Source organism: Xanthomonas campestris pv. badrii (genome assembly GCF_012848175.1).
GTDB lineage: Bacteria > Pseudomonadota > Gammaproteobacteria > Xanthomonadales > Xanthomonadaceae > Xanthomonas > Xanthomonas campestris_C.
Genome location: NZ_CP051651.1, coordinates 120587 through 142993, shown reverse-complemented (window position 1 = coordinate 142993; position 22407 = coordinate 120587). Strand labels below are relative to the sequence as shown.

22 protein-coding genes, 2 tRNA genes and 1 pseudogene are annotated in these 22407 nt (G+C 66.3%); 7 read left to right on the top strand and 18 right to left on the bottom strand.

Annotated elements, in window-relative coordinates:
* Nucleotides 1–107 precede the first annotated feature (107 nt).
* From erpA to HG421_RS00615, 3 genes are all read right to left on the bottom strand, one after another.
* Entirely contained in the window at nt 108–494 is a 387-nt protein-coding gene (gene erpA, locus HG421_RS00625) for an iron-sulfur cluster insertion protein ErpA (protein WP_064507548.1), read from the bottom strand.
* An 80-nt stretch (nt 495–574) separates the two neighbouring features.
* On the bottom strand, nt 575–1024 hold the full coding sequence (locus tag HG421_RS00620) for a bactofilin family protein (RefSeq protein WP_168968328.1): 450 nt from the start codon (nt 1022–1024) through the stop codon (nt 575–577).
* Nucleotides 1025–1027: 3 nt separating this feature from the next.
* Nucleotides 1028–1765 (bottom strand): DUF6776 family protein, encoded by a 738-nt coding sequence (locus HG421_RS00615; RefSeq protein ID WP_168968326.1) that lies wholly within the window; start codon nt 1763–1765, stop codon nt 1028–1030.
* A 127-nt stretch (nt 1766–1892) separates the two neighbouring features.
* Here HG421_RS00615 and HG421_RS00610 point away from each other — a divergent pair, with 127 nt between their 5' ends.
* From HG421_RS00610 to HG421_RS00600, 3 genes are read left to right on the top strand one after another with little or no spacing between them, the layout of a single operon-like run.
* On the top strand, nt 1893–2519 hold the full coding sequence (locus tag HG421_RS00610; RefSeq protein ID WP_168968324.1) for a DUF4126 domain-containing protein: 627 nt from the start codon (nt 1893–1895) through the stop codon (nt 2517–2519).
* A 38-nt stretch (nt 2520–2557) separates the two neighbouring features.
* Nucleotides 2558–4519: an EAL domain-containing protein gene (locus tag HG421_RS00605; RefSeq protein ID WP_168968322.1), complete on the top strand. Its 1962-nt coding sequence runs from the start codon at nt 2558–2560 to the stop codon at nt 4517–4519.
* Complete coding sequence (locus HG421_RS00600) at nt 4520–6826, top strand: ATP-binding protein (protein WP_168968320.1); 2307 nt, start codon at nt 4520–4522, stop codon at nt 6824–6826. It begins immediately after the preceding gene.
* Nucleotides 6827–7153: 327 nt separating this feature from the next.
* Here HG421_RS00600 and bfr read toward each other — a convergent pair whose 3' ends face one another.
* From bfr to HG421_RS00585, 3 genes are all read right to left on the bottom strand, one after another.
* A complete protein-coding gene (gene bfr, locus HG421_RS00595) occupies nt 7154–7624 on the bottom strand; it encodes a bacterioferritin (protein WP_005990707.1) in 471 nt (156 codons plus the stop codon).
* A 377-nt stretch (nt 7625–8001) separates the two neighbouring features.
* On the bottom strand, nt 8002–8211 hold the full coding sequence (locus tag HG421_RS00590) for a (2Fe-2S)-binding protein (protein ID WP_168968318.1): 210 nt from the start codon (nt 8209–8211) through the stop codon (nt 8002–8004).
* Between the two features lie 80 nt (nt 8212–8291).
* Complete coding sequence (locus tag HG421_RS00585; RefSeq protein WP_168968316.1) at nt 8292–8909, bottom strand: RNA pyrophosphohydrolase; 618 nt, start codon at nt 8907–8909, stop codon at nt 8292–8294.
* 118 nt (nt 8910–9027) lie between these two features.
* Here HG421_RS00585 and HG421_RS00580 point away from each other — a divergent pair.
* Together HG421_RS00580 and HG421_RS00575 are read left to right on the top strand one after the other, a co-directional pair.
* Nucleotides 9028–9104: transfer RNA gene (locus HG421_RS00580), tRNA-Met, on the top strand.
* A gap of 52 nt (nt 9105–9156) precedes the next feature.
* A tRNA-Gln gene (locus HG421_RS00575) sits at nt 9157–9231 on the top strand.
* Between the two features lie 449 nt (nt 9232–9680).
* Here HG421_RS00575 and rpsI read toward each other — a convergent pair.
* Together rpsI and rplM are read right to left on the bottom strand one after the other, a co-directional pair.
* A complete protein-coding gene (gene rpsI / locus HG421_RS00570) occupies nt 9681–10073 on the bottom strand; it encodes a 30S ribosomal protein S9 (RefSeq protein WP_005990700.1) in 393 nt (130 codons plus the stop codon).
* Between the two features lie 2 nt (nt 10074–10075).
* Entirely contained in the window at nt 10076–10504 is a 429-nt protein-coding gene (gene rplM / locus HG421_RS00565; RefSeq protein ID WP_003483082.1) for a 50S ribosomal protein L13, read from the bottom strand.
* Nucleotides 10505–10685: 181 nt separating this feature from the next.
* Between rplM and coq7 the strand changes: the two genes are divergently transcribed.
* On the top strand, nt 10686–11339 hold the full coding sequence (gene coq7 / locus HG421_RS00560; protein WP_168968314.1) for a 2-polyprenyl-3-methyl-6-methoxy-1,4-benzoquinone monooxygenase: 654 nt from the start codon (nt 10686–10688) through the stop codon (nt 11337–11339).
* Between the two features lie 60 nt (nt 11340–11399).
* Here coq7 and HG421_RS00555 read toward each other — a convergent pair whose 3' ends face one another.
* Together HG421_RS00555 and speD are read right to left on the bottom strand one after the other, a co-directional pair.
* Nucleotides 11400–11714, bottom strand: a complete 315-nt coding sequence (locus tag HG421_RS00555; protein WP_168968312.1) for a DMT family transporter — start codon at nt 11712–11714, stop codon at nt 11400–11402.
* A 166-nt stretch (nt 11715–11880) separates the two neighbouring features.
* On the bottom strand, nt 11881–12675 hold the full coding sequence (speD, locus tag HG421_RS00550; RefSeq protein WP_007967854.1) for an adenosylmethionine decarboxylase: 795 nt from the start codon (nt 12673–12675) through the stop codon (nt 11881–11883).
* Nucleotides 12676–12812: 137 nt separating this feature from the next.
* Between speD and crp the strand changes: the two genes are divergently transcribed.
* Nucleotides 12813–13505 carry a cAMP-activated global transcriptional regulator CRP gene (gene crp, locus HG421_RS00545; protein ID WP_029218612.1) on the top strand — a complete coding sequence of 231 codons (693 nt, stop codon included), beginning with the start codon at nt 12813–12815 and terminating at the stop codon, nt 13503–13505.
* A 183-nt stretch (nt 13506–13688) separates the two neighbouring features.
* Here the strand turns inward: crp and HG421_RS00540 are convergent, their stop codons facing one another.
* From HG421_RS00540 to HG421_RS00510, 8 genes and pseudogenes are all read right to left on the bottom strand, one after another.
* Nucleotides 13689–14405: a haloacid dehalogenase-like hydrolase gene (locus HG421_RS00540; RefSeq protein ID WP_168968310.1), complete on the bottom strand. Its 717-nt coding sequence runs from the start codon at nt 14403–14405 to the stop codon at nt 13689–13691.
* Complete coding sequence (trpC, locus tag HG421_RS00535) at nt 14398–15195, bottom strand: indole-3-glycerol phosphate synthase TrpC (RefSeq protein WP_168968308.1); 798 nt, start codon at nt 15193–15195, stop codon at nt 14398–14400. The genes HG421_RS00540 and trpC overlap by 8 nt, the downstream gene beginning before the upstream one ends.
* Before the next feature lie 135 nt (nt 15196–15330).
* Nucleotides 15331–16368, bottom strand: a complete 1038-nt coding sequence (gene trpD / locus HG421_RS00530; RefSeq protein ID WP_168968306.1) for an anthranilate phosphoribosyltransferase — start codon at nt 16366–16368, stop codon at nt 15331–15333.
* A 125-nt stretch (nt 16369–16493) separates the two neighbouring features.
* Nucleotides 16494–17126: a flavin reductase family protein gene (locus tag HG421_RS00525; RefSeq protein ID WP_168968304.1), complete on the bottom strand. Its 633-nt coding sequence runs from the start codon at nt 17124–17126 to the stop codon at nt 16494–16496.
* A gap of 169 nt (nt 17127–17295) precedes the next feature.
* Nucleotides 17296–17874, bottom strand: a complete 579-nt coding sequence (locus HG421_RS00520; protein WP_168968302.1) for an anthranilate synthase component II — start codon at nt 17872–17874, stop codon at nt 17296–17298.
* Between the two features lie 627 nt (nt 17875–18501).
* Nucleotides 18502–18701 (bottom strand): annotated as a pseudogene (locus tag HG421_RS21135) (IS3 family transposase); the annotation flags it as partial.
* A gap of 210 nt (nt 18702–18911) precedes the next feature.
* Nucleotides 18912–19700 (bottom strand): DUF1868 domain-containing protein, encoded by a 789-nt coding sequence (locus HG421_RS00515; protein WP_168968300.1) that lies wholly within the window; start codon nt 19698–19700, stop codon nt 18912–18914.
* Nucleotides 19701–19710: 10 nt separating this feature from the next.
* Entirely contained in the window at nt 19711–22374 is a 2664-nt protein-coding gene (locus HG421_RS00510; RefSeq protein ID WP_211161766.1) for a TonB-dependent receptor, read from the bottom strand.
* Between the last annotated feature and the right edge of the window lie 33 nt (nt 22375–22407).

The following is a 22407-nucleotide window of genomic DNA, read 5'->3' as shown; positions in this document are numbered from 1 at the left end:
GCCAACGCAAGCACACACAGGTCAGCAGTCTTGCCGAGTGAACTCAGCCGCCGGATCGATCACCGCCGTGGACGCTTGCCACATGCATCCACGCCAGCACCCGCGCCCTACACGCTGAAGCTGCTCCCGCACCCGCAGGTGGTCTTGGCATTGGGGTTGCGGATCACGAACTGCGCACCGGTCAGGCTTTCGGTGTAGTCCACCTCGGCGCCCATCAGGTACTGCAGGCTCAGCGGGTCGACCAGCAGCGTCACCCCGTCGGTGGCCACGGCCAGATCGTCTTCGGCGCGGTTCTCGTCGAACTCGAACCCGTACTGGAAGCCGGAACACCCGCCGCCCTGGATGTACACGCGCAACGCCAGGTCGGCGTTGCCTTCTTCCTGGATCAGCTCGCGCACCTTGGCGGCGGCAGCGCCGGAGAAGTTCAACGGCCGGTCGATGGACTGGTAGTCCGGCGCCGGGGCGGCAGTGGGAAGCGAAACGAGCGTGCTCATGCCGTCAGCATGGGGGCCGGGCGGCTCCACTTCAAGCCGAATATGCCGGCCACACGCTCGCGCTTCAGCTGCAGCGGGGCTCAGGCGTCGGCAGTTTCGGGCTGCGCGGCCTTGGCCGGCTCGGCGCGATGGCCTTCCGGGGCCGGCAGCGCCGCGGTGGCGCCTGCGGCGGCGGCATGGATCAGGCGCCCGGTGAGCTGCGCACCGGCGCTCATCTCCACCACCTGGTAATGCACATTGCCCTGCACGCGCGCATTGGCGGCCAGTTCGACCCGCTCGGCGGCATGCACGTCGCCAGTCAACTGGCCGTTGATGATCACCACCGGCGCGCGCACTTCGCCCTCGATGCTGCCCTGCTCGGCCACGGTCAAGATGGCGCTGGCGCCGTCCTCGGCAATCACCTTGCCCAGGATGCGGCCCTCCACATACAGGCCGCCGCTGAACGTCAGGTCGCCGCGGATGACCACCTGCGGCCCGATCAAGGTATCGACCACGGTCTGCGCACCACGGTTGGACTTGTTTCCGAACATGAGCTACTCCCCCGCGCCATTGCCGGCGACTTTCCAATCGAATGTCTGATTGACCGGCGCCCCATCGCCGCTCAGGGAGATTTTGACACGTTGCGGGGTGAAATCCTTCGGCAGGATCACGCTGCCGTCCAGCTGTTGGAAATAGCGGAACGAATACGGCTGACCGGCGGCATCGGGTTTCTGGTGCAGCTCGTTCCAGCTCACCGTCACCAGCTTGCCGGCGCGCACGCCTTCCACCGCAAAGCGCAGCTGGCCCTGGCTGATCGCGCCACGGTTGAGGTTCTGGGTCAGCACCACGCTGTAATTCCAGGTGCCGCCAGCCTCGGCAGTGAACTGCACCGAATGCGCGTTGAGCCCCTTGCGCTGCGCGGTGGAGCCCACCAGGCGCTCGTAGAAGGCCACATCCGCGCGCAGCGCGGCGATCTGCTCGTCGCGTTCGGCCAGCGAGGCCTGCACTTCGGTATTGGCGGCGCGGCTGATCTTGTCGGACATCGCCAGGTTGACCTGGCGCTGTTGCAACTGCGCGATCTGCCGCCGCTGCTGGGCCTGGCTGCGCTGCGCCTGCTGCAACGCTGCCTCGGACTGGGCCAGGCGAGGCGCTGCCGTCCGCGTGGCCATCCACCACACGCCGCCCAGCGATGCCAGCCACAGCAGGGCGATCAGGCCCCACAGCCAGCGGCCGCTGGACCAGCCGCCGCCCGGCTCCCGTTGGACGATCTGAACGCGTGCGGTTGGTCTCATGGGCATCGGGTCCGGACGGGCCGGCGTTGGTCGGCGGCGTAGTGTGCCAGAGCCCCGACAATCGTCGTGCTGGCGCTGGACCGGCGGTTATCCCATAGTTCCGCAATTGTTTGCAGGAAACCACGCCATGAGCGAGGCCCATCTGTTCGTGATCGGCATCCTGCTGGCCTGGCTGGCCGGCATCCGCGTCTATCTCACCGTGTTCGGGGTCGGCCTGGCTGGCCTGCTCGGGTGGATCGAGTTGCCGCCTGCCCTGCATCCGGCGCAGTCGTGGTGGGTGCTGGGCACCTCCGGCGCGCTGGCGGTGGCCGAATTCTTCGCCGACAAGATCCCCGGCGTGGATTCGGCTTGGGACCTGCTGCAGACCCTGGCGCGGGTGCCGGCCGGCGCATTCCTGGCCGCGGCCACGCTGTCGCCCGACGGCGACCTGAGTACCGGCGTGCTGGCTGCCGGTGCAGGGGTGGCGCTGACCAGCCACACGCTCAAGGCCGGCAGCCGCGCCTTGCTCAACACCTCGCCCGAGCCGGCCAGCAACTGGGTCGCCTCGCTGGCCGAGGACACCATCGCCACCACCGCATTGGCCCTGGCGCTGGCGCACCCATGGCTGGCGTTGAGCCTGGCGGTGGGGTCCAGCGTGCTGGCCGCGCTGTTGGTGTGGTGGGTGTGGCGATTGCTGTGGCGGGGCATGCGCCGGCTGGTCGCGCCGATGCGTGCGGCAAGCACGCCGGCTGCACGCCGCTCCCCGCTATCGTGAAGTTCATCGCATAATCATCGCGACTGCAGGGAGTATCGATGGCCGCCCGAGATCCGGTTCCTTTCACCACCCGCGACGACACCGCCACGCGTCATCGCCCGTTGCGCGCCGAGACGCCGCCGGCCGACTACTGGCGTCGCTGGGCCGACGAGGCTGCCAGCGCGGCCGAGAGCGCCGCCCCGGTGAGCGCCGCGATCATTCCCGCGCCTGCCACGGCCGCCGCGCCCAGCCAGGCGGCGGCGCTTGCGCCGGTGCGGGCCGCGGCCGCCGTCGCCAACCCGCGCACCTCGGCTGCGCCGCCGCCTGCTGCGGCGCCTGCAACGACGTCCGACGGCGGCGACACCATCGCGGCCGATGCGCCGTATCGCGTGCTGATCGTCGAAGACGACCGCTCGCAGGCCCTGTTCGCGCAGAGCGTGCTGCATGGCGCCGGCATGCATGCGCAAGTCGAAATGACCGCCGCCAGCGTGCCGCAGGCGATCCAGGACTACCATCCGGACCTGATCCTGATGGATCTGCACATGCCCGAGCTGGACGGCATCCGCCTGACCACCCTGATTCGTCAGCAACCCGGCCAGCAGCTGCTGCCGATCGTGTTCCTGACCGGCGACCCGGACCCGGAGCGTCAGTTCGAAGTGCTCGACAGCGGCGCCGACGATTTCCTGACCAAACCGATCCGCCCACGCCATCTCATCGCGGCGGTCTCCAACCGTATCCGCCGTGCGCGCCAGCAGGCACTGCAGCAGGCCGGCGAGCAGATCAGCGCGCGCAGCAATCCGGAAACCGGCCTGCCCACGCGCGGCCACGTGATGGACCTGCTCGGCGAGGCGCTGGAGCGCAAGCAGGCCGGCGGGCTGTTCTTCATCGAAATCGCCAGCGCGCTCGGCCTGCGTGAGCGCTACGGCTACGCCGCCTACGAGCGCCTGATGACCCAGGCCGGGCATCGCCTGGCCAGTGCCGCGCACCCGTATCCGCTAGCGCGCTTGAACGACAACAGCTTCCTGCTGCTGGGCGTGGAGATGGACGAAGCCAGCCTGGAGCAGCGCGCGCTGGACATCCGCGAGCGGCTTTCCGCCAATGCCTTTGCGGTCCGCGAGGAAGAATCGGTGCACGTGCGCTGCGCCATCGGCGCCGCGCCGTTGAGCCTGGGCTTCGACGACACCGGCAGCGCGCTGGAGGCGGTCGAACGCACTGCACTGCAGGCGCGCCTGCGCAGCGACGGCGTGCAGACCTATCTGGCGCCCAGCCAGGCCGAGCAGCAGGAACAACTGCGCCTGGTCGAAGGCCAGCTGGAACTGGCCTACCAGCCCATCGTGGCGGTGGCCGGCGGCGACACCGCGCAGTACCAGGTACTGCTGCGGCTGCGCCAGGCCGATGGCACGCTGCTGTCGGCTGGCCAGGTCATCCCCGCCGCCGAGGCGGCCGGGCGCATCGCCGATCTCGACCAGCAGGTCATGGACCACGCGCTCGGGCTGCTGCACCTGTACCAGCACGCCAGCCCGCCGCTGCGGCTGTTCGTCTCGCAATCCCCGCGCACCCTGGCGCGCGACGCGTTCGCCGACTGGCTGCTCAAGGCGCTGTCCGAGCGCGGCGTGGCCGGGCAATCGTTGATCGTGGACCTGCGCCTGGACGATGCTCTGATCCACGCAGTCACGGTGCAGCAGTTCTGCGCCAGGCTGATGCCGGCCGGCGTGCAGTTCTGCCTCAGCCAGTTCGAGCCGGGCGACGAAGCCAATGCCCTGCTCAGCCAATTGCCGCTGAGCTTCGTGCGCATGGCCAATCGCTTTGCCGATGCGCACGGCAATGCCACGGTGCGCGACCAGTTGCGCGGGGTGATCGACATCGCCCACCAGCGCGGCCTGTTGATCATCGGCCAGCGCATCGAAGATCCGCAGGCCGCCGCGGCCATGTGGATGAGCGGCGTGGATTTCATCCAGGGCAACCTGGTGCAGACCGTCGGCAAGGAACTGGACTTCGACTTCACGAACGCGGTGCTCTGAGTGACGGCGCAGGCGGGAGGCCTTCGCGCCTGGAGCAGTCTGGCCATCGTGGCGGCCATCGCCACCGCCACCGGCGCAGCCCTGCAGTGGAGCGCCGTGCAGGGGCCCTGGCGCAGCGTCACCGCCGCTGCCGCCACGGTGACCGTTGTGCTGGCAGTGTGCGCCGCCGTTGCCGCGCACCGCAGCCTCCGCGCCCAGCGGCAGCTGTCGCAGCGCCTGGACGAGACCGAACTGGCCCGCGAGCGCCTGCAACAGGAGCTGCAACGCCACGGTGAGCTCGAACAGGAACTGGTACGCGCCAAGCAGGCCGCCGAAGCCGCCGCGCTGGCCAAGGGCGAGTTCCTGGCCACCATGAGCCACGAGATCCGCACCCCGCTCAACGGCATCATTCCGATGCTCGAGCTGATCGCGCGCGGCCAGCTCAGCCTGGACCAGCGCGACATGCTGCAGACCGCTACCGGCAGCTCGCTGCAGCTGCTGCGCATCGTCGACGACATCCTCGACTACTCCAAGCTCGAGGCCAACAAGCTCGAACTGGAAATCACCACCTTCAACCTGCGCGAATTGCTCGACGGCGTGGTGCAACTGCTGCAACGCACCGCCGATGGCAAGCAGTTGCGCCTGGGCCTGGACATCGAGCCCTCGGTGCGGCTGCTGGTGCGCGGCGACCCGATCCGTCTGCGCCAGGTGCTGGGCAACCTGATCGGCAACGCGATCAAGTTCACCGAGCGCGGCAGCATCGATATCCAGCTGCGCCGCCTGGGCGAAACCCGCGCCCAGCACCTGCTGCGTTTCCAGGTGCGCGACACCGGCATCGGCATCGCGCCCGACCAGCAGGCCCGCCTGTTCCGTTCCTTCGCCCAGGCCGATGCCTCCACCACCCGCCTGTACGGCGGCACCGGGCTGGGGCTGGCGATCTGCAAGCGCATCATCGACCTGATGGGCGGGCGCATCGGCGTGGAGTCCGAACCTGGGCGCGGTGCCACGTTCTGGTTCGAGATTCCGCTGCTCAAGGTCATCGGCGACCTGCAGCAGGCCACCGGCGTCGACGCCGCGCGGGTGATGGTCATCAGCTCCGATGCACGCCTGCAACAGCGCCTCAAGCGCCTGCTCGACGGCTGGGGCGTGGCGCATGTGCTGATGGAGACCACCCAGGAAGCGCTGGAGCGCGTGCGCCGCCACAGCGAGACCGAAGGCTTCCGCTGTGTCATCGCCGACCACGACACGTTGCGCTACAGCGCGCGCGCGGTGCATCGCGCGCTGGCCCGTCCCGAGGACATGGGCGGTTCCCGGCTGGTCTGGCTCTACGGCGACGAACCAGTGCCTGGCGAGCTGCAGGAACACGCCACCCTGGTACCGCGCCAGAGCCCGGACGAGGTCTTGCGCACGCTGGTGCTGCCGCCGGAAACCCGGCCCGTGCATGCGCCGGCGCCCGTGTCGGCGATGATTCCCGAGCCGCTGCCGCTGCCGATGGCCAACGCACGCGAAGTGCGCATCCTGCTGGTCGAGGACAACCCGGTCAACCTGCTGGTCGCGCAGAAGCTGCTGGCAGTGCTGGGCTTTGACGCCGACACCGCCACCGACGGCGAAGCGGCGCTGAGCCGCATGGAATCCACCCGCTACGACATGGTCTTCATGGATTGCCAGATGCCGGTGCTGGACGGCTACGCCGCCACCCGGCGCTGGCGTGCGATGGAAACCGAAAGCGGCGGCCGCCCGATCCCGATCGTGGCGATGACCGCCAACGCCATGGCCGGCGACCGCGAACGCTGCCTGGCCGCCGGCATGGACGACTACCTCTCCAAGCCGGTCGCCCGCGAACAACTCGATGCCTGCCTGCAGCGCTGGCTACCGCGGCAGCCGTTGCTGCCCGGCTCGACCAGCGGCGCGACCCCGGCCGACCCCGAGAGCGCCAGCGCCGGCGCCCAGGCCCGCGCGCTGCCGATCCTGGACAGCAGCGTCATCGACGAGCTGTACGAGGTCGCTGGCGCAGACACCATCACCATCCTGCAGTTGTTCCTGGACGATGCCCCGGGCATCATCGAGCAACTGGAAGCGGCAGCGGCCAACCGCGACAGCATGCAGCTGCGCGACCTGGCCCACACCCTCAAATCCTCCAGCGCCAACGTCGGCGCCCAGGCCGTTTCCAACGCCGCGCGCCGGATCGAACTGGCCGCCCGCACCGGCACCATCGAGCGCCCCTCGGTGATGGTGGCGCTGGTGATCGCCGAATATGCCCGCGCCCGCCTGGCCCTGCTGGGCCAGGTGGCCCGCCTGCAGGCCGCTACCGGCACCACGCGCCAGTAATCGAACGAGCGTCATCGAGGCGACAGCAACAGCCGAGCGCCGGCCACTGCGCACTCGACCAATTGCGCATTCACCGAATCGACGCCTTGCTCAAAACCCGCGTCCGCACCGAAGGCATCCAAGCCTCCACCGGCGAAAACGCTTCGCCCCTCTCCGGCGGGAGCGGGGTTGGGGTGAGGGTACGGGCGAAGCCACGCGCAGCCATTCGACAAGCACGGCGCCCGAAGAGACGAACTACCGACAACCAGCCACCAGCGCGGTGACGATCAGCCATGACACGCGCATGCGCCACCCACGGCCCAACGCTCACCCCGGCAAGATGCGCCTTCAGTCGTCCAGCTTGGTCAGCAGGTAATTCGGTTCGCCGATGCGCGCGACCAGATCCAGCTGGGTTTCCAGCCAGTCGATGTGCTCTTCTTCCGACTCCAGGATGTCTACCAGCAGCTGGCGGCTGACATAGTCGTTGACGGTCTCCGCATAGGCCACCGCCTCGCGCAGCACCGCCACCGCCTCGCGCTCCAGCGCCAGATCGCAGCGGAACATTTCGGTGGGGTTTTCGCCGATGCGTAGCTTGCCCAGCGCCTGGAAATTCGGCAGCCCTTCGAGAAACAGGATGCGGTCGGACAACTTGTCCGCATGCTTCATTTCGTCGATGGATTCCTTGTACTCATGCTCGGCCAGTTCTTTCAGGCCCCAGTTCTTCAGCATCTTGGCGTGCAGGAAATACTGGTTGATCGCAGTGAGTTCGTTGTAGAGCACCTTGTTGAGGTACTCGATGACCTTGGTATCGCCCTTCATGCGATGTCTCCGAGACAGTGAGCCGGCCGCACTCTAACGCGTTGGCGCGGCACATGAAGGAACGCGAATCGTGATCAGTTGCGTGATACCTGGCAGGCGACCCTGGGCGCAACCATCGACAGACGGAATTGATCCACCATCTGCCGCAGTTAAAGTCCTGGCAGGATCGGCAGCGCGCGCCGCTCGACAACCGCGCAAGGCGTAAAGGCACCGGTCGAGCGAGATGAAGGGCGACCGGGCACAGGCAGCATCCTCAGGAATTGTCTCCGGCGGCGACGCTCAAGCCCAACGAAGCTTCCGGCTCGGAACGTTGCAGCAGGCCGTCGTAACAGGCCATTCGACGCCCATCTGACGGGCATCGCGCCGTGCGCAGCAACTCAGGCGGCGCTGGCCAACCCCAGTAGCGGCAACGGCAAGGCACGTGTCGCATGTGCCTGGCTCAACAGGTCGGCCGCCATGTCCAGGCAGGACCCGCAGTTGGCCCCGCAACCGGTCCGCATGGTCAGCTCGGCCAGGCTGGCGCAGCCGTTTTCGGCCGCTTCGCGGATCTGGTGGTCGGTGACCCCATTACAGATGCAGACGTACACGGTATCGGTCGGGTGCTGGCGATCCGGAGAGGACCGGCACTGATTGCACCGCAAACGAGAATAGGTGTCAATTCCAAACGTTAATCATTATTAATCCGGACCTGCCGGGGCCCGCCCCGCTTGCGTGGGCGCTTGCGCGGGCTGTCGTGACCGGCTGCGCTGCTGCCCGGCAACCACGCCTCCAGCGCACGCTCCGGCATCGCTCCGACCGCAGCCGGCCCGGCCAGACTCTGCGCCAGCGGTGCCAGATGGCGGAGCGCACGCGCGTAGACGCCGCGCTTGAACATCACCACGTGCTCGACCGGATACCAGAAATCCACCCAGCGCCAGTGATCGAACTCCGGGGTATCGGTGTGGTCGAGCCTGAGATGGGAATCGTCGCCGGTGAACTGCAGCAGGAACCAGACCTGCTTCTGGCCGATACACACCTGCCGCTCGTTGCGGCGCACCGCACGGCTTGGCAGGCGATAGCGCAGCCACCCGGGGGTGGCACCGAGCAATTCCACATGCTCAGGCAACAACCCGGTTTCTTCGCGCAACTCGCGGTACATGGCTTCAACGGGGGTCTCATCGGTGTTCATGCCACCTTGCGGGAACTGCCAGCCGTCCCTGCGCACACGACGTGCCCAGAACACCTGACCGTCCTTTCGCATCAGCACGATGCCGACGTTTGGCCGGAAACCGTCCGGATCGATCACGATGCGGACTCCTGAAAATCTACTGTCACCGACTCTGCCACGGCGACGCCCGGCTCACAAGCTGAAAACGAAATGCTTGACAACACGCGGATGCATCGTGAGAATTGCCGGCTCCCTAGGCTATGTAGCTCAGCCGGTTAGAGCACAGCACTCATAATGCTGGGGTCGGTGGTTCGAGTCCACCCATAGCCACCAAGGTATCCAGGCCTGCACAGGCATGCGATACTCTGGGACAACACGTTTTTATTGCCCCGTCGCCAAGCGGTAAGGCACCTGACTCTGACTCAGGCATTCGGTGGTTCGAATCCATCCGGGGCAGCCAGACACCAAAGGCCCGATCGAAAGATCGGGCCTTTTTTGTTGCCGGCGATCGACGCTGGCTGGATCGAATCAGGCGCGACAGCCATTCGGCGCCCAACTCGTGCCAGACGAAACGGGCCACGCACCGCGCGCGCCTGCAGGCCGGATTGATCCCGCATCGGACGACCGGCGAACACCGGAATCCATCAATAGCGCACCCTGCACCCGCGGCACCGCCATGCGCGATGAGGCGCATCCAGCGACAGCCCGCTTGATGAGCCCGTGAGCGGTGCCGCTTCAATTCAGCCCGCGCAGCCACTGCTGCCCGCAAGCAATCGCATGACCCAGCCCGGATGTGTCACCGATGGCGACCGAGCACGCGCACCGCAAGCCCCAAAACGACAAAAGCCCGGCATGCCGGGCTTCTGCAGCGATTGCCCCGGCGGACCAGGGCAATGCGAACGCGATGGATCAGCGCTTGGAGAACTGGGTCGCGCGACGGGCCTTGTGCAGACCGACCTTCTTACGCTCGACTTCACGAGCGTCGCGGGTCATGAAGCCAGCCTTGCGCAGCTCGGACTTCAGGGTTTCGTCGTACTCGACCAGCGCACGGGCGATGCCCAGACGGATCGCACCGGCCTGACCGGTGGTGCCGCCGCCGGACGCGGTGACCAGGATGTCGAAGCTTTCGGTGTTCTTGGTGAGCTCCAGCGGCTGACGCACGATCATGCGCGCGGTCTCACGGCCAAAGAACTCGTCCAGCGGACGGTCGTTGACGGTGATCTTGCCAGTGCCCTTGCGCAGGAACACGCGAGCGGTGGAGGACTTGCGGCGGCCAGTGCCGTAGTTTTGCGTGATAGCCATGATTAGATATCCAGAACTTGCGGCTGCTGGGCGGCGTGCGGATGCTCGGCACCCGAATAGACCTTGAGCTTGCGGTACATGGTGCGGCCCAGGGGGCCCTTCGGCAGCATGCCCTTGACGGCGATTTCGATCACGCGCTCCGGATGGCGCTGCAGCGCCTGCTCCAGGCTCTCGGTCTTCAAGTTACCGATGTAGCCGGTGAAGCGGTGATACTTCTTGTCTTTGAGCTTGTTACCCGTGACGACGATCTTCTCGGCGTTGATCACCACCAGGTAATCGCCGGTATCGACGTGAGGGGTATAAACCGGCTTGTGCTTGCCGCGCAGGCGGCGGGCCAGTTCGGTGGACAGACGGCCGAGCGTCTTGCCGGCGGCGTCAACGAGATACCAGTCGCGCTGGACGGTCTCGGACTTGGCGGTGAACGTAGTCATGAGAAAGCTCTTGAGTGGTCGGGCGGATTGCAGCGGCAATGACCGCTGGAACTTTGCCACGCGTTGTGAAGGCGAAACAGAAGAGGCGGGATTGTACGGGACAGCCCGGCGCGGCGCAAGTTGACCAGCCAGGCAGCGGCTGGCGGTTGGCAGCGGCGCGGTCGAAGGCCAGAATCCTGACATGACCCAGACCTCACCCATCCGACTGCAGAACCCGCTCGACCGGCTGCTGATCGAAGCCCAGCGCGCGCTGGAAACGGTGTTCGGCAACCCGCCCGCGCAGCGCCCCAATCCCGCCGCCGACACCCCGGACGCCGAATTGACGGCCGCCCAGCGTGCGCATGCTGCCGGACTGATGCGCATCAACCACGTCGGCGAGGTCTGCGCGCAGGGCCTGTACTTCGGCCAGGCCGCGGTCGCCCGCGACGCCCAGACCCAGCAGCACCTGCTCGAAGCGGCGCAGGAAGAGACCGACCACCTGGCCTGGTGCGCCGACCGCCTGCATGAGCTGGACAGCCGCCCCAGCCTGTTCAACCCGCTCTGGTACACCGGCAGCTACGCGCTCGGCGCACTGGCCGGACTGCGCGGCGACGACTGGAGCCTGGGCTTCGTGGTCGAAACCGAGCGTCAGGTGGAAGCCCACCTGGACGAGCACCTGGAAACCCTGCCGGAGATCGACCAGCGCAGCCGCGCCATCCTGCGCGTGATGAAGATCGACGAAGCCCGCCACGCCGACCACGCAGAACAGGCCGGCGCCCGCATCCTGCCCCCCCCGATCCCCAGCGCCATGGCCCTGGCCTCCAGGCTGATGAAGACGGTGGCGTATCGGCTCTAGCCAGGATTCGGGATTCGGGATTGGCGAACGTCGGGGGCGTCCACCTGCACAGCGGGCTGACTAACTGATCAACTTCAATCCGATCACGCCGGCAACGATCAGCCCGATGCAGGCCAGCCGCGACCACGAGGCGCTGTCGCCGAACAGGGCGATGCCGGCAATGGTCACACCCAATGCACCGATGCCGGTCCAGATCGCGTAGCCGGTGCCGACTGGAATGGTCTTCAGTGCCTGGGTCAGCAGCCACAGGCTGATGCCGGCCAGTCCGATCGTCAGCACGGTGGGCCACAGCCGCGTAAAGCCGTCGCTGTATTTCAGGCCCATGGCGAAGCCGATTTCGAACAGGCCGGCCATTACGAGATAGATCCAGGGCATTGCGGTCCTCCTCGACAGAAAAAACGGACAAAAAAAAAAGCGACCCAGTGTCTGCACACTGGGCCGCCGTCGGCTGTGGAACGCGAGGTCATCGCGTGGCGGGCCGTCCCGCCCTGCATCTTGAGCCTACCTGCAAGCAGGCAGGCCGGCACGTCGTTCGCTGCGCTTATTCGCTCAGGTTACGTCCGTGGAACAGCTCTTCGATCTCGCGCTTGAGCAGCGTTTCGATCTTCATGCGCTCCTTGAACGAGAGGTTCTTGGCGCGCTCTTCGAACAGATATTGGTCAAGATCGAAGTCCTTCAAGTGCATCTTGGTGTGGAAGATGTTTTCCTGGTAGACGTTCACGTCGAACATCTCGTAGCGCGACTTCACGTTCTTGGCCAGGAACTGCTGGATCGAGTTGATCTTGTGATCGATGTAGTGCTTCTTGCCCTTCACGTCACGCGTGAAGCCACGGACGCGGTAGTCCATGATCACGATGTCCGATTCCAGACTCTCGATCAGGTAGTTCAGCGCCTTCAGCGGCGAGATCACGCCACAGGTGGCCACGTCGATGTCGGCACGAAAGGTGGCGATGCCTTCCTGCGGATGGGTCTCCGGGTATGTATGGACAGTGATATGACTCTTGTCCATATGAGCGACCACGGCATCGGAGATCAGCTCCTTGCCGGCCTGCTTCTTGTCGATCACCGGCTCTTCGGAGATCAGGATCGTCACCGATGCACCCTGCGGATCGTAGTCCTGGCGTGCGATATTGAGGATGTTGGCGCCAATGATCTCGGCCACATCGGTCAGGATCTGCGTCAGCCGGTCGGCGTCATACTGCTCATCGATGTACTCGATGTAGCGCTGGCGCTCCTCTTCGGTACGCGCGTAACAGACGTCGTAGATGTTGAAGCTCAACGCCTTGGTGAGGTTGTTGAACCCCTGTAGCCTCAGGCGAGGCAACGGCTTGACCACGTCGGTCTGTCCTTTTGGAAGGCGGGAAAGGAGTCAATTATGAGCCAAAGATCCCAGCAACGAAATGCCGTCATTGAGAATGGTTTACCTTGCATGACTCATGCCGTTAAGCTTCAGGAATTACACGCGGAACTCCCATGAGCCCAGGAAACACGACGGTTGTGACTACGACGGTACGTAACGCTACCCCTTCTCTGGCGCTGGACGCGGGCACGATCGAGCGTTTTCTGGCCCACAGCCACCGCAGGCGCTATCCGACCCGGACCGATGTGTTCCGGCCCGGAGATCCGGCCGGCACCCTCTACTACGTGATCAGTGGCTCGGTGAGCATCATTGCCGAGGAAGATGACGATCGTGAGTTGGTGCTGGGCTACTTCGGCAGCGGCGAGTTCGTCGGCGAGATGGGGTTGTTCATCGAATCCGATACCCGCGAAGTGATCCTGCGCACCCGCACCCAGTGCGAGTTGGCTGAGATCAGCTATGAGCGCCTGCAGCAGCTGTTTCAGACCAGCTTGTCGCCGGATGCTCCGCGTATCCTTTACGCGCTAGGTGTTCAGCTTTCAAAACGGCTGCTCGACACCACAAGGAAAGCCAGCCGCCTGGCCTTCCTGGACGTGACCGACCGCATCGTGCGCACCCTGCACGACCTGTCCAAGGAGCCGGAGGCGATGAGCCACCCGCAGGGCACCCAGCTGCGCGTGTCCCGGCAGGAACTGGCACGCCTGGTTGGTTGCTCGCGCGAAATGGCCGGGCGCGTGCTCAAGAAGCTGCAGGCCGATGGCCTGCTGCATGCACGCGGCAAGACCGTCGTGTTGTACGGCACGCGCTAAACGGCTGAAGACCAACGGTCGATGCGGTTGCCGCATCGACCGTTTATCCAGTCGCGCTCGCCTGGAACGCGCCTTGAGGGACTGATGTGTCGCCACCTGCCGGTGTGGGCACTCGCGCCCGCTCCGAGGTCCATCTGCGTCCTGTGGCTACTTCCGCACCTGCCCCAAAGGGGCCAGCGCGGTCTAGAGCGCCTTGCCGCCGCGGTCGCGGCAACCCCAGTTGAGGATCGGCGTGCCCGCCGGCAGCACCTGGCGGAACAGGTCCTCGCGATTGGCCTTGGGATTGACCACCACCGGTGCGCGCGCAGCCTTCAGCAGCGGCAGGTCCGCGGTGCTGTCCGAATAGGCGATGGCGATGTCGGCATAGCCGCGCTCGCGCAGCATGCGCATCTTTTCTTCGTTGTGGCAGTGGCGCCGCGCAGTGACCGCGCCCAGGCGCGGGCCGACCAGGCTGCCGATCACCGGCACGTCCTGATGCGCCACGAAGCCAAGAATGGCGCGCGCCAGCTCGGGCGGTGCGCCGGTGGCGACCACCACGCGGTCGCCTGCGGCGCGATGTTCGGTGAACACCTTCAGCGCATGCGGCAGCAGGCGCTGCCGGATCTGCGCCTCATGCGTGAGCACGTAGGCATCGATGAAGCGGTTGAACTCGCGCGCGCGGTGCAGGCCGAAGGTGGCAATCCAGACATAGCCGGACACACCGCGGCGGCGGGTGGGCAGCATGGCCACCATCGGGCCGAGGACTGGCGAGGCCAGCAGCGCCACCAGCAGGCGCAACGGGTTGCGCTTGATCAACCAGGCAAACAGGTGGCTGCCGGAGTCGCCGTCGTACAGGGTGTGATCGAAGTCGAAGACCACCAGCGGTGCGTCTTCGCGCGGGGCGGGAAACGAGTCAGTCATGCGCAAAGAATAGCTGACGCAAGGACTCGCCCGGCTCGGCCGCGCGCATGAAGGTCTCGCCGACCAGAAACGCGTTCACACCGTTGCGCCGCATCAATTGCACGTCGTCGGGGGTGACGATGCCACTTTCGGTGACCAGGATGCGGTCGCGCGGCACCGCCGCGCGCATGTCCAGCGTGGTCTGCAGCGAGACCTCGAAGGTGCGCAGGTTGCGGTTGTTGATGCCGATCAGCGGCACCGGCACCTGCACCGCGCGCTCGAGCTCGTCGATATCGTGCACTTCCACCAGCACATCCAGCTCCAGCTGCATGGCCAGGCCGGACAGCTCGGCCAGCTGCGCATCTTCCAGCGCCGAGACGATCAGCAGGATGCAGTCGGCCCCCAGCACACGCGCTTCGTAGACCTGGTAGGGATCTACGGTGAAATCCTTGCGCAGCACCGGCAGCGTGCAGGCATCGCGCGCCTGGCGCAGATAGGCATCGGCGCCCTGGAAGAAGTCCACGTCGGTCAGCACCGACAGGCAGCTGGCGCCGCCGAATTCGTAGCTGACCGCGATGTCGGCGGGGTGGAAATCGGGCCGGATCACGCCCTTGGAGGGGCTGGCCTTCTTCACTTCGGCGATCACGGCCGCCTCGCCGGCCGCGATGCTGGCCTGCATGGCTGCGGCAAAGCCACGGGTGGGCGGCAGATCGGCGCAACGTGCGACCAGCTCGGCCAGCGGCACGCGCGCGCTGCGCTCGGCGACTTCTTCGGCCTTGCGGGCAAGGATGGTAGTGAGGATGTCGCTCATCGTGTGGGGTCCTGGCGGGCCGGCATTATCGGTCAAGAAGGCCACAGCGCGCTGCGCTGGCGTGCCGGCGCATGCGGCGCACCCGGTGGGTGGCGGGGATGCGGCCGCACACCCGACCTTTGCGGCGGCGCGCGATCACGCCTGCGCGGCGATCTGGCGGGTGAAGGCCACATAGGCCTCCAGCCTGGCGCGCGCCGAGCCATCGGCCAGCACAGCCCTCGCACGCGCGACACCATCGGCAATCCTGTCGGCCACACCGGCCACATACAGCGCGGCACCGGCGTTGAGCGCGACGATGTCCAGGGCCGGGCCGGGGATGTTGTCCAGCACCTGCAGCAGCATCGTGCGCGATTCGGCTGCATCGGCCACCTTCAGGTTGCGGCTGGCCGACATCGCGATGCCGAAGTCTTCCGGATGCACTTCGTACTCGCGCACCTGGCCATCGCGCAGTTCGCCAACCAGCGTGCCGGCGCCGAGCGAGAGCTCGTCCATGCCGTCGCGCCCCCACACCACCAATGCGCGCTCGGCGCCCAGCTCCTGCAGCACGCGCGCCTGGATGCCGACCAGGTCCGGATGGAACACGCCCATCAGGATATTGGGCGAGCCAGCCGGATTGGTCAGCGGCCCGAGAATGTTGAAGATGGTGCGCACGCCCATTTCGCGCCGCACCGGCGCCACCACCTTCATGGCCGGGTGATGCACCGGCGCATACATGAAGCCGATGCCGGTCTGCGCCAGCGATGCGGCCACCTGCTCGGGCTGCAGCTCGATCACTGCGCCCAGCGCCTCCAGCGCATCGGCGCTGCCGGATTTGGATGACACGCTGCGATTGCCGTGCTTGGCCACCTTGGCGCCACCTGCTGCGGCCACGAACATCGCGCAGGTGGAGATGTTGAAGGTGTGCGAGCCATCGCCACCGGTGCCGACGATATCGACCATGTGCCGGCGATCGCTCACCTCCACGCGGCGCGAGAACTCGCGCATCACCGTGGCGGCGCCGGCGATTTCGCCGATGGTTTCCTTCTTGACCCGCAGCCCGGTGAGGATGGCGGCGACCATCATGTCGGAGACTTCGCCGCGCATGATCTTGCGCATCAGGTCCACCATTTCGTCATGGAAGATTTCGCGGTGTTCGATGGTGCGCTGCAGGGCTTCTTGCGGGGTGATGGGCATGGGAACGGCCATAGACATAAGGAAAACGGCTGCAGGTGGGGCCTGCAGTGTGTCGCGCAGGTTTCACCACGCATGGCTGGCAACAGTCGCCAGGTGCGCAGGACCGAATCGGCGTGGTCAGCCGGTCATTGGCCGGGCCGACGCATGCGGAAGCGCGCCTGCGGCTGCACTTCGAAATAATCGGCCGGACCACCGGCACGCAGGATGGTCTGCACGGCGGCCGGATCGTAGACCCCGTCCCGCAGCGCGGCGCGCGCCAGATGCACGCCGATCACCTCGCCCAGCACCAGCCAGGTCTGGATCGATTCGCCGGCTGCGCTCTGCAGCGGCACCAGCTGGCTCAGCCGGCATTCGAAACTGACCGGGCTCGCGGCCACGCGCGGCACATCGATCAACCGCGAAGGTGCCGCGTCCAGCCCTGCCAGCACGAATTCGTCGACCTCCGCCGGCACCATCGCCGCGCTGGCATTCATCGCCTCGGCCAGCGGGCGGGTGGCCAGGTTCCAGGTGAATTCGCCGGTGGCCTCGATGTTGCGCAGGCTGTCCTTGCGGCCGATGCTGGCGAACCCCACGATCGGCGGGGTGTAGTTGAACGCGTTGAAGAAACTGTAGGGCGCCAGGTTGACCACGCCCTCGGCGCTGCGCGAACCGATCCAGCCGATCGGACGCGGACCGACGATGGCATTGAAGGGGTCGTGCGGCAGCCCGTGGCCCTGGGCCGGCGCGTAGAAATGGATGCTGTCGTCGAGGGTACTCATGGGCATGCGGATCCAGGCAACAGCGTTTGAGACGGTAGCGGCAAGGTCATTCGCCGACGGCGCAGCATTGGGCGCAGCGATGCAGCGGCAGCACGGTCGCCGGTCTGCTTCGCATCGACACGACCGGGCGCTGCATCGCCGCGGCTGGCAACTGCGTGCACCATCGCAATCAGCGCTCCAGGAAGTTTTTCAGCAGGGCGTGACCATGCTGGGTCAGGATCGACTCGGGATGGAACTGCACGCCTTCCACCGGGAACTGGCGGTGGCGCAGGCCCATGATCTCTTCCATCGAGCCATCCGGGTTTTCGGTCCAGGCAGTGACTTCCAATGCCTCCGGCAGCGTGGTCTTGTCCACTACCAGCGAGTGGTAGCGTGTGGCCTCGTAGCTGTCCGGCAGGCCGGCGAACACGCCCTTGCCTTCGTGGCGGATTGGCGAGGTCTTGCCATGCATGATGTTGCCGGCACGGATCACATCGCCGCCATAGACCTGGCCGATGCTCTGATGTCCCAGGCACACGCCCAGGATCGGCGTGGACTGGCCCAGCCGTTCGATCAGCTGCAACGAGATACCGGCCTCGTTGGGCGTGCAGGGGCCGGGCGAGATCACGATGCGCTCGGGCTTGAGCGCAGCGATCTCATCGACGCTCATCGCATCGTTGCGCACCACCGTGACCTCGGCACCCAGCGCCTGCAGGTACTGCACGAGGTTGTAGGTGAAGCTGTCGTAGTTATCGAGCATGAGCAACATATCAGGCCTATCTATTTGTTTTTAAAATGGCATCTTGCCCGAACGAACCTATGATACCCGCTCCAATACCTGCGTTTTTCCTCGATGCACGAGATGCCGGTGCCAGCAGGTGCAAGCCGTTGCATATCTTCGCACGGGCTTGCTCTCAGCTCCCCAAACGGATCACCGCACCCATCGGCCTGGGGCTGGTGATCCGGACGAGCGATTGCCCCCCATGGCTCCCGCGCTCGAACTGCGTCACCGTCAAGCAAGGTGCCCGGAGGAGATCGGACCGTTCGATCCTGAGACAAACCCCATCACCTCGTCCCACGCACGCCGTTTGATCGCAGTCCCCGGCCCCAACCAGGCGGCATCACGCCGTTGGTCATCGCTTCGCGCCCGACCATGGTGATCACCCCGCAGTACGCCCGCCGTCTCCAGCTCGAAGCCGTGCAGGGCCGCGACGTTCCGGTAGCTCTCCAGGATGCCGCATGTGCGACGTCGCCCGCTCGATGGAGTTGCCCGTCTTGCCCCCTGACGCAAACGGGTGATGGTCTGCGCGATGGTGTCGCAGAACATAAGGCGATGCGCCATCGCCAACGCGTTGTGCAAGCGCGCTGGCTCGCGTGCCAATGCGATCTCAAGCGGCGCCCCGCCGGTGGGATAGATCCGTGCTTGGTCCGCTGTTGTTCGAGCAGGCAGAGAAAAGTCTCCACCGCGGCGGTGCCATGGCAGCTGCCACGCCGAATCATGCTGCATATCAAGTCATGGGGCGCAAGGAAGCTCTGCCAATCATCGCTGGTGTAAACCACGCCTTGATCCGAGTGAACCAGGCAACCCGATCCGGGCTATTTGCCCCGTGCCCACGCGTGTCCTGGAGGGATTTCTAAAAACGCAGATGCCGGCGCGTGCACGCGCCGGCATCTTCCGATCCATGGCTGTCATCGGAAGCATGCAATGCCGGGGGGGCAACTGACAGCCGCAAACATCGCCCGTTGCGGCTTGGCCAGATCATGCACCTCACTTCACTCCCAATTTTTCACTCCCAAGCCTGCGCGTCACACCTCGTGCAGCGTTCGAAACGCGTACATATCGGCAAACGTGCAAAAATGAAACCGCGGGATCGTGATCGGGCCTGCGGCCGCCAGCCGCTTGAGCCACGCGCCCACTGCGGCGCGATAGTCCGCCTGTTCTGCGCGATCGAGCGTCTCGCACAGGTAGGCCAACGAGATATGAAACTGGTAATTGACGTAGTCCGGGCGCTGCAGGCGTGTCAGGTGCATCAGCGCCTGGCGCGCAGCTTCCAGGCGCTGCGCGGTTTGCGTATCTGCCGGTTTCAACGGAATCAGCAGATTGTCGTTATTGCCGGTCCTGGCCGCCGTTGGGTTGACCAGGAAGCTGCAAGCGCCCAGCGGCGGCGCAACGCGCCCCTTCAGCCGCGACAGATAGTCGACGTTGATGTCCGCCAAGGCGTGGTCGCGCGTCAGATCGCTCGGCCACGGCCCATGCGCGCGGTCGCTCTCGTTGACCCCGCCCAGCAAGGTCACGTGATAGCTGCTGGGCGGCAGTGGCGCGAACTTGCTGGCGAAGCGGTGCTCGGGCAATTCGCGGTAGATGTCCAGCACGCGGTCGAAGCTGTCATAGCCCTCGCCCTGCTGATCGAGATGGCCAACGAACGTGTTGCCGGCAAACGGCATCGGCCGCCTGGAGTGCAGGAACTTGCGGCCCACATCCGGCGGTGGCGGTGTCTTGGCCAGCGTGGGAAGGGCGGTGGCCAACACCGCGGTGCCTGCAGCGGCGGCCAGCAGCCGGCGGCGGCTGAAGGGGGTATCCAGACATGACGACATGCACAGCTCCTCAGAGTTTGATGTTGACGCCGAGCATCACGGTGGGGGCCATCTTCCAGGCCGACTGCACGTATTCCTGATTGCGACCGATGCGGTATTGGTAGCCCTGTCCAGCCAGGTTGAGCACGTCCAGGCTCACGGCGACCGCTGGCGATACGTCCCAGGCCAGTTTCAGATCGATGCGGTCCAGCGGTTGCTGGTAGCGGTTGCGGTAGAACTCCTGCTGGTTGCTGTAGTTGGGGTAGCGGTCGTCCCACAGTTCGCCGGTGCGATTCCAGGCCAGCGTGCTGCGCAGCGGCCCGCGGGCGTAGTTCAGGGTCAGGTTCCACAGCTGCCTGGGCTGCTGCGGCAGCACGTCCAGCGTGGTGCGGGTGCCATCGCCGAGCACCACCGGGTAGTCCACGTCCAGGACGGTGACATTGGCGCCGACCGACAGCCCGGCAAGCGCGGGTAGCCACGCGCCCAGCTCCTTGATCGCGCCGAGTTCGGCGCCGCGCATGCGCACCGGGCGGTCGGTGTTGCGCGGCTGGGTGACCAGCACCTGCTGGCCGTCGATGTCCTGCAGCTGGCCGTAGCGGAAGATTTCGTTGTCGATGGTCTTGTGGAACAGCGCGATCGACAGCAGGCTGCCGCCGTCGTCGAAGGTCCAGTCGTGGCCAAGATCCAGATTCTGCGAGCGGCGCGGCTGCAGGTCCGGGTTGCCCTGGTTGAGCGTGGGTGGGGTACTGCTCAGTGTGAGCACGCCGCCGTTCAACGCCATCTGATCCAGGCGCGGTCGCCCGATCGAGCGCGACACTCCAAAGCGCAAGGTGCCGTTGGCGCTGGTCTGCACCTGGCCGGCCAACGATGGTAGCCAATTGCGGTAGGTACGCTGCGCGCTGACCGGGGTCCACGTGGTTCCGCTCAATTGCTGGCCGCTGCTGCCGAAGCGTGTCTGCTCCAGGCGCACGCCGCCGGCCAACCGCCAGCGCTCGCCGCGCCACTGCGCCTGGGCAAAGCCGGCGCGTACCTGCTCATCCACGTCGTAAGTGCCGCTGTTCTGCGCGGAGGTGTCCACCACGCCGCGCGCCTGGCCGGCAACCGCGTCCCAGCGTGCGTCGGCCGATGCCGGGTCAATGGTCAGCATCGGCATGTTGCAGCCCAGGGCGCAGGTCGGGTTGCCCAGCACATCGTCCAGCGCATACGGCAACCTGCTCCAGGTAGTGCGCTGGAACGCGGTCTGCATGTGCGTGCGCACCTGTCGCAGGCCCCAGGCCAGGCCCAGCCCCTGGCTGCCTTCGTCCATGTTGCGACGTAGCTCCAGTTGCAGGTCGCTCACCCGCTCTGCGTAGGTCGTGCGTTCCTGCTGGTGGTTGAGGTTGGCGTAGCGGGTCGGGTCGTCGGCCAGCACCGGGTTCACGGGCGCAAAGGCGGCCAGGTCGCCGCTCCAGTCGAAGCCATAGGCCAGGCGGTTCTGCTGGAAGCGGTCCCAGGTCTGCGGGTTGTCCACCGTGGCGCGCGAGGTGCTTGCCCGCAGCGCGCCGCGCCATTGCGCGGGCAGCTCGGCCAGTAGTTCGCCGTTGACGCCGGACAGCCCGCGCTTCCAGCGCAGTTGCCCCAACTCGACGAGCTGGTTGAGGTTGTCCAGCGTGCCGCTTTGCGGGCCGCTGCGGGTCAGGCGCGCGCTGGTCTGCACCTGGGCGGTCTGGGTATCGCGGTCGGAGGCCTCGCGCTGGCGGAACGCGTAGCCGGACACATGGCCGCTGAGCGGGCCGTCCGGTTGCCAATCCACGCGCGCGGTCAGGCCGCGGCGCTCACGGGTATTGTCGTAGTTGTACCAGCGCCGTTCGCTGGGCACCGCGTCGCCGACTCCGCCGTAGGGCACCGGCGCGCGCGTGCCGTCGGCGTTGTACCAGTTCAGGGCGCCGCCGTTTTCCTGCTGCGGCACCGAGATCTCACGGCGCCAGAAGCTGGCCGCACCCAGGAATGCGAACGCGCCGTCGCGCCCGAAACGCCTGCCCCATTTCAGCTCGCCTTCGCCCACCGGTGTGCGGCCGCCATAGCGGCTCCCCATCAGGTTGGCGCCGCCCTTGGCCGAGGCGGTGAGCAGGCCATCTGGCCGGGCAAAGCCCGTCGCGGTGACCAGATTGGTGACGCCGCCGATCGCGCCGCCATCGTTTTCCGGCAGCAGCGACTTCACCACGTCGATGCGGTCGACGAAGTTCGCCGGCAGCACATCCATCAGCGCCTGGCGGCTGCCGATGTCATTGCTGGCAAACGCAAAACCGTCGATCAGCATGCTGTTGTAGTTGCCGTTGAGGCCGCGCACGGTCACGTAGCGCGGCTCTCCCTGGTACTCCACGGTGCTCACGCCAGTGACCCGGCGCAGCGCATCGCCGACGTTGAAATCCGGCAGTTGCCCGATGCTGTCGGCGGCGACCGAATCCACGATGGTGGGCGCAGCCTGCTTGGTGGCGATGGCACGCGTGTTCTGCGACTGGAAGGAGGTGCGGACCTGCACGGCGTCCAGGGTATGCGCCGAGGCATCGGCGGGCGCCTCGGCGGCCTGCGCCGGCGCGTGCATCCAGCACAGCAGGGCCATGCCCAGCGCGAATGACAATGTGCGAGGCTGGGGAACGCCGGCCGGACCGGGCACAGACAGATGGGCAGGGGGAGAGGCATGTAACAGGCGCATGGCACGATCCGCGATGTCGGGCGGCCCCAACGT

Bases quoted from the DNA above. Each gene is read 5' to 3' on its own strand.
- erpA (WP_064507548.1), bottom strand. From the start codon at position 494: ATGAGCACGCTCGTTTCGCTTCCCACTGCCGCCCCGGCGCCGGACTAC.
- HG421_RS00620 (WP_168968328.1), bottom strand. From the start codon at position 1,024: ATGTTCGGAAACAAGTCCAACCGTGGTGCGCAGACCGTGGTCGATACC.
- HG421_RS00615 (WP_168968326.1), bottom strand. From the start codon at position 1,765: ATGAGACCAACCGCACGCGTTCAGATCGTCCAACGGGAGCCGGGCGGC.
- HG421_RS00610 (WP_168968324.1), top strand. From the start codon at position 1,893: ATGAGCGAGGCCCATCTGTTCGTGATCGGCATCCTGCTGGCCTGGCTG.
- HG421_RS00605 (WP_168968322.1), top strand. From the start codon at position 2,558: ATGGCCGCCCGAGATCCGGTTCCTTTCACCACCCGCGACGACACCGCC.
- bfr (WP_005990707.1), bottom strand. From the start codon at position 7,624: ATGAAGGGCGATACCAAGGTCATCGAGTACCTCAACAAGGTGCTCTAC.
- rpsI (WP_005990700.1), bottom strand. From the start codon at position 10,073: ATGGCTATCACGCAAAACTACGGCACTGGCCGCCGCAAGTCCTCCACC.
- rplM (WP_003483082.1), bottom strand. From the start codon at position 10,504: ATGACTACGTTCACCGCCAAGTCCGAGACCGTCCAGCGCGACTGGTAT.
- coq7 (WP_168968314.1), top strand. From the start codon at position 10,686: ATGACCCAGACCTCACCCATCCGACTGCAGAACCCGCTCGACCGGCTG.
- HG421_RS00555 (WP_168968312.1), bottom strand. From the start codon at position 11,714: ATGCCCTGGATCTATCTCGTAATGGCCGGCCTGTTCGAAATCGGCTTC.
- crp (WP_029218612.1), top strand. From the start codon at position 12,813: ATGAGCCCAGGAAACACGACGGTTGTGACTACGACGGTACGTAACGCT.
- HG421_RS00540 (WP_168968310.1), bottom strand. From the start codon at position 14,405: ATGACTGACTCGTTTCCCGCCCCGCGCGAAGACGCACCGCTGGTGGTC.
- trpC (WP_168968308.1), bottom strand. From the start codon at position 15,195: ATGAGCGACATCCTCACTACCATCCTTGCCCGCAAGGCCGAAGAAGTC.
- trpD (WP_168968306.1), bottom strand. From the start codon at position 16,368: ATGCCCATCACCCCGCAAGAAGCCCTGCAGCGCACCATCGAACACCGC.
- HG421_RS00525 (WP_168968304.1), bottom strand. From the start codon at position 17,126: ATGAGTACCCTCGACGACAGCATCCATTTCTACGCGCCGGCCCAGGGC.
- HG421_RS00520 (WP_168968302.1), bottom strand. From the start codon at position 17,874: ATGTTGCTCATGCTCGATAACTACGACAGCTTCACCTACAACCTCGTG.
- HG421_RS00515 (WP_168968300.1), bottom strand. From the start codon at position 19,700: ATGTCGTCATGTCTGGATACCCCCTTCAGCCGCCGCCGGCTGCTGGCC.
- HG421_RS00510 (WP_211161766.1), bottom strand. From the start codon at position 22,374: ATGCGCCTGTTACATGCCTCTCCCCCTGCCCATCTGTCTGTGCCCGGT.